The 4090-nt window shown below is 48.3% G+C and carries 5 protein-coding genes; 3 read left to right on the forward strand and 2 right to left on the reverse strand.

Features of this window, described 5'->3' with window-relative positions:
• Positions 1 to 415: 415 nt before the first annotated feature.
• On the forward strand, positions 416 to 619 hold the full coding sequence (locus tag NG833_RS28375; protein WP_254568622.1) for a hypothetical protein: 204 nt from the start codon (positions 416 to 418) through the stop codon (positions 617 to 619).
• Between the two features lie 124 nt (positions 620 to 743).
• Positions 744 to 1784, forward strand: coding sequence for a diguanylate cyclase domain-containing protein (locus tag NG833_RS28380; protein WP_375293977.1), 1041 nt, complete (start codon positions 744 to 746; stop codon positions 1782 to 1784).
• Between the two features lie 168 nt (positions 1785 to 1952).
• Here the strand turns inward: NG833_RS28380 and nblB are convergent, their stop codons facing one another.
• On the reverse strand, positions 1953 to 2621 hold the full coding sequence (nblB, locus tag NG833_RS28385) for a phycobilisome degradation protein NblB (RefSeq protein ID WP_254568624.1): 669 nt from the start codon (positions 2619 to 2621) through the stop codon (positions 1953 to 1955).
• Between the two features lie 149 nt (positions 2622 to 2770).
• Positions 2771 to 3235 (reverse strand): CBS domain-containing protein, encoded by a 465-nt coding sequence (locus NG833_RS28390; protein WP_254568625.1) that lies wholly within the window; start codon positions 3233 to 3235, stop codon positions 2771 to 2773.
• Positions 3236 to 3550: 315 nt separating this feature from the next.
• On the opposite strand from NG833_RS28390, the gene NG833_RS28395 reads away from it, so the two are divergent.
• Positions 3551 to 3868, forward strand: coding sequence for a ferredoxin (locus NG833_RS28395; RefSeq protein WP_254568626.1), 318 nt, complete (start codon positions 3551 to 3553; stop codon positions 3866 to 3868).
• Positions 3869 to 4090: the final 222 nt, after the last annotated feature.

The following is a 4090-nucleotide window of genomic DNA, read 5'->3' on the forward strand; positions in this document are numbered from 1 at the left end:
TGGATGAAACGCTAAAAACGTTAATGACTACATTGTAGCACTAAGGGATAGGCAAGGGATAGGCGGTTAAAACCGCTCGTTCGTTTTTCCTCTGCGCTCTAAAGATGCGCAGTTCCCAAACTCTCGGACTTTTCTGATGGGAAAGAGATTAAAGGGTCTTACTGTTCACAAGACAGGAGAGAATCGCGCTCTCACTAACGTGAAAATACCCTGAAATTATCCCGTCAGAGCGATAAAAGCGGACCCGCTTAGTCACCAACTGTTTGGGGTTCTGATTTCCGAAAGCAGGGAGGAACTCAACGGGGTATGGATGACTGCTCAAGGGGCGCAGAATAGGTTTGCTAAAACCTACAGCCTTTTTGGGTAAGCTAGATGGATCCAGCCAGTCTCAGCCCCCTAAAGAGAAAACAGGTTTTTGACAACCGGATTTGGGATGAAGCCCTCGGTGGGAGGGAAATACTCATTGATTCTGGCGTCAACTCTGGGACGGAGAGTCACCCTTGCGGAGGTCAAGTCACCGGGTTTGGCTCCGGTGGAGGTGATTGAAGTCACCGCGATCTATTACGGAGGGTCACTTCCAGCAGCAGAGTGCGATCGCTCACAAGGTAGCAACGGATGATTCATAATAAACTCAAGGGAGTTATTTTATAAAAATGCCATCGTTAAAATACAAAACGACGGAACTCAAAAGGGGATGGACTAGGGTAGTCAATGATGCGCGAATGGAGAATCCGATATCAGGTGTGAGTAAAAAATCATCGACCCCAGATACAGAACCGCCCCTGATCTTGATCGTCGATGATGACCGTTTTATGCGGGATCTCCTCCGTCAAGTCATGGAAAAAGAGGGTTATCGAGTAGCCGAGGCGGAAAATGGCCTTCAGGGTTTAGAGGCATATATTCGCCTGCGTCCCGATATGGTTTTGCTAGATGCCATCATGCCCGTTATGGATGGGTTTACTTGCTGCACTAGGCTACAAGCCATGTTTGAAAATGATTCTTCGGGGGAAAATGACTTTGCATCCCACACCCCCATCTTAATGATTACCAGTCTTGAGGACAGTAAATCGGTGGACCATGCATTCGAGGTAGGTGCCGTGGATTTCGTCACGAAACCGATTCACTGGGCAGTTCTTCGTCAACGGGTGAGAAGATTGCTGGAACAAGCGCAGCTTTATCGACAGTTACAAGCGGCGAATGAAGAGTTACAGCGTCTGGCATTTTTGGATGGGTTGACTCGGGTTGCCAATCGTCGGGGTTTTGACCAAGCATTAGAACATGAGTGGCGGCGACTGATTCGGGAAAGTGTTTCGGCCAAAAATGCCGGGACAGAAACTCGTTTTGTCCAAAATCCTTCATCGCTGTCTTTGATTTTGTGTGATGTAGACTTTTTTAAGCCCTACAACGATTCCTGCGGTCATTTAGCCGGGGACGAATGTTTACAAGAAGTGGCAGAGGCCCTGAGGCGATCGGTGAACCGTCCCGGGGATTTGGTGGCGCGTTACGGGGGAGAAGAATTTGCTGTGTTGCTTCCGAATACCGATGCAGCAGGGGCGGTGAGTGTGGCCCAGAAAATTCGGAGTGAAATCCGCAATTTACAGATTCCCCATCCCACTTCCTCGGTGAGTGAATTTATTACGGTAAGTTTGGGGGTGACTGCCACGATTCCTTGTCCGAGTACGGTCCCCTCTGAGTTGATTTCTATTGCGGACAAGGCCCTCTATCAGGCAAAAGAATCGGGGCGCGATCGCCTAATTCTCAAAATTTTTATTTTGCCCAATTAAGGCTACTCCCCAAATGAACATCGACTCAATAGCTTGTTCAGTTTCAGCGTCTAAACAGTTGGAAGTGTTCTAACACCGCAAACCACTGGGTTAAAGAGATAAAAATTGTAGGTTTGTCCTGATGTTTAAAAAGAGAAAAAGGGTGGAAATTTCCCACCCTTTTTTTGTTCAAACCACCGTAGATAAACTCGCTTGTGCCGTTTGGGCCACCGGGGAAACTTCATCTTGCGCCAATGTTTCTAAGATGGGTCGAACTTCAGGACCCCCAAGCAGTCCCAACGCTTGAGCGACACGATGGCGAATCTGCCAATCGGCATCGGTAGCGTAGGGAATTAATAATGCAGTAGCGCGCCGATCGCCCAGTTCCCCAAACGACCCGATCGCCGCTGTTTTGATCAGACTTTCTGAAGAATTTAGGGCATCTTCTAACATATCAAAAGACCGACTATCCCCCAATTCTCCTAAAGCCGCAACAATACTGAGTTTCAGCAGCCATTCAGAAGTATTGTGATAGCTCTGTTGCAACTCTTCAAATGCTTCCGTTAATTGCAAACCCCCGAGAGAGTCTGCTGCTGCCGCTTGGACATCAGTTTCCGAATCATTTAATAGGCGATCGCGCAGGACCGTTAAGGCAACCTCCCGATCCAGCTTGCCCAAACTGGCCATTTGACTGACTGCTGCATAGCGCACCCGGGCACTACTATCTTGAATCGTCGGTAAAATCAGTTCTAAAGCGATCGCCGGTTCAAGTTGCCGAAGTTGATTCACCCCGCGTAGGCGATCGCCCATTGTTTCTGAATGCAGTAATTCCCTCACTGACTCTGGAGTAACGTTCATTTTTTATGATCTGTTCCTTATCTGGTATTCCTTAACCGAAATTAAACGGATCTTCAGTCCCCTTGATCCATCACTTCATGATGATCATTCACCATCTTTTGCTTTTGTCCATTCGGACCTCAACCCTATCCCCCTAAAAATGTCAACTCTTATCCTTCCTCAGTTGCCATCGCCCGCACAATATCGCCCCGGGTCAGGATTCCAATAGGCTTACCCCCTGAATCAATCACCGGCAAGCGATGTACTCCCTTCTCATGCATCAATTCTGCCGCCTCTCGTAAAGACTTCTCGGGTCTAATCGTTTGAGGATTTTTGGTCATAACTTCCCCCACGGTTTGTCCCAAAGCCTTATGTAAATCCCGCTGATATTTAGCAGGATTTTCTAAATAAATCACACTATCAAGCACCATAATATAGGGCGGCGGCGTCACCCCACTTTCGCGCCACATCAAGTCTCCCTGGGAAATAATCCCCACCAACTTTCCCGCAGTATCCACGACAGGAAGTCCACTGAAGCGCCGTTCCGCCATAATCTGAATCGCCTCATCCAAAGACGTCTGGGAAGTCACGACGACTGGATCTCGGGTCATAATCTCGGCAACTGTTTTCGCCATCTTCTTTTATCTTTATCTCAAGCTAATTTGTGACCGTCATCTAAAACATTGAGCTATCTGTCCGGCTGCATCTGTGGGGTCGAACTTGATGGCTTAAACCCAGCCTAATCTGTTTTTTCCCCCGATCCCAAGTTGTAGCCCGCTCAGGTCACTTCTAAATTTAAGTGACTGTAAGGGAGATTTTCTCAGATATCCGCACAAAAGTCGATGTTTCAGCAGGGGGGTCAAACTTCTGTAGATCTGTACTCGACCAGGAAACCACAGACTCAGGCAGTTAGAATCAGTATTGTAAAGATTTATTTCCCTGTATAGGCTATGACACCCTCCGATTCCCCAGACCCTCTGTATCGGAATATTTCGATTTGCCAGCATCAATCTTGTCAGCGCCACGGCTCCCCAGCCGTTCTCAAAGCCTTTCAACAGACGGCACTCCCCCCCGGGGTGACGGTCAATGGCACGGGTTGTCTGGGACAATGTAGCTCGGGTCCCACGGTTAAAGTTAACCCGGATAATATCTGGTATTGTCGGGTCACACCGGCTGATGTTCCTGTGATTGTCGTCCAACATTTAGAAAACGGGGAGCCAGTGGATGCTCTTCTCAACCCTAGAATTCATTTCAAATTTTCGTTTTAGCTCACCCCAAGAGAAAGGGGCGATCGCCCCGACTCGCCTCAATAACAAGAAGACTTCGGGTAACTCGCGCCCTTTTCTCAACTGAGGGGATTCCAACAAATAAATCATCCTTGCTTTGATGCGATCGCACCTAACAAGGCTCTTTTAGCCCGCGCAGGCACCGCTTTGTCCGTGTAGCCCCAGGCTTGAGCCTGCGGGTTTTTTGAAGGTTTTATTTTTTGG

The sequence above is a fragment of the Oscillatoria sp. HE19RPO genome (genome assembly GCF_024220515.1).
Classification (GTDB): Bacteria; Cyanobacteriota; Cyanobacteriia; order Cyanobacteriales; family Laspinemataceae; genus Laspinema.

Bases quoted from the DNA above. Each gene is read 5' to 3' on its own strand.
- nblB (WP_254568624.1), bottom strand. From the start codon at position 2,621: ATGAACGTTACTCCAGAGTCAGTGAGGGAATTACTGCATTCAGAAACA.
- NG833_RS28390 (WP_254568625.1), bottom strand. From the start codon at position 3,235: ATGGCGAAAACAGTTGCCGAGATTATGACCCGAGATCCAGTCGTCGTG.
- NG833_RS28395 (WP_254568626.1), top strand. From the start codon at position 3,551: ATGACACCCTCCGATTCCCCAGACCCTCTGTATCGGAATATTTCGATT.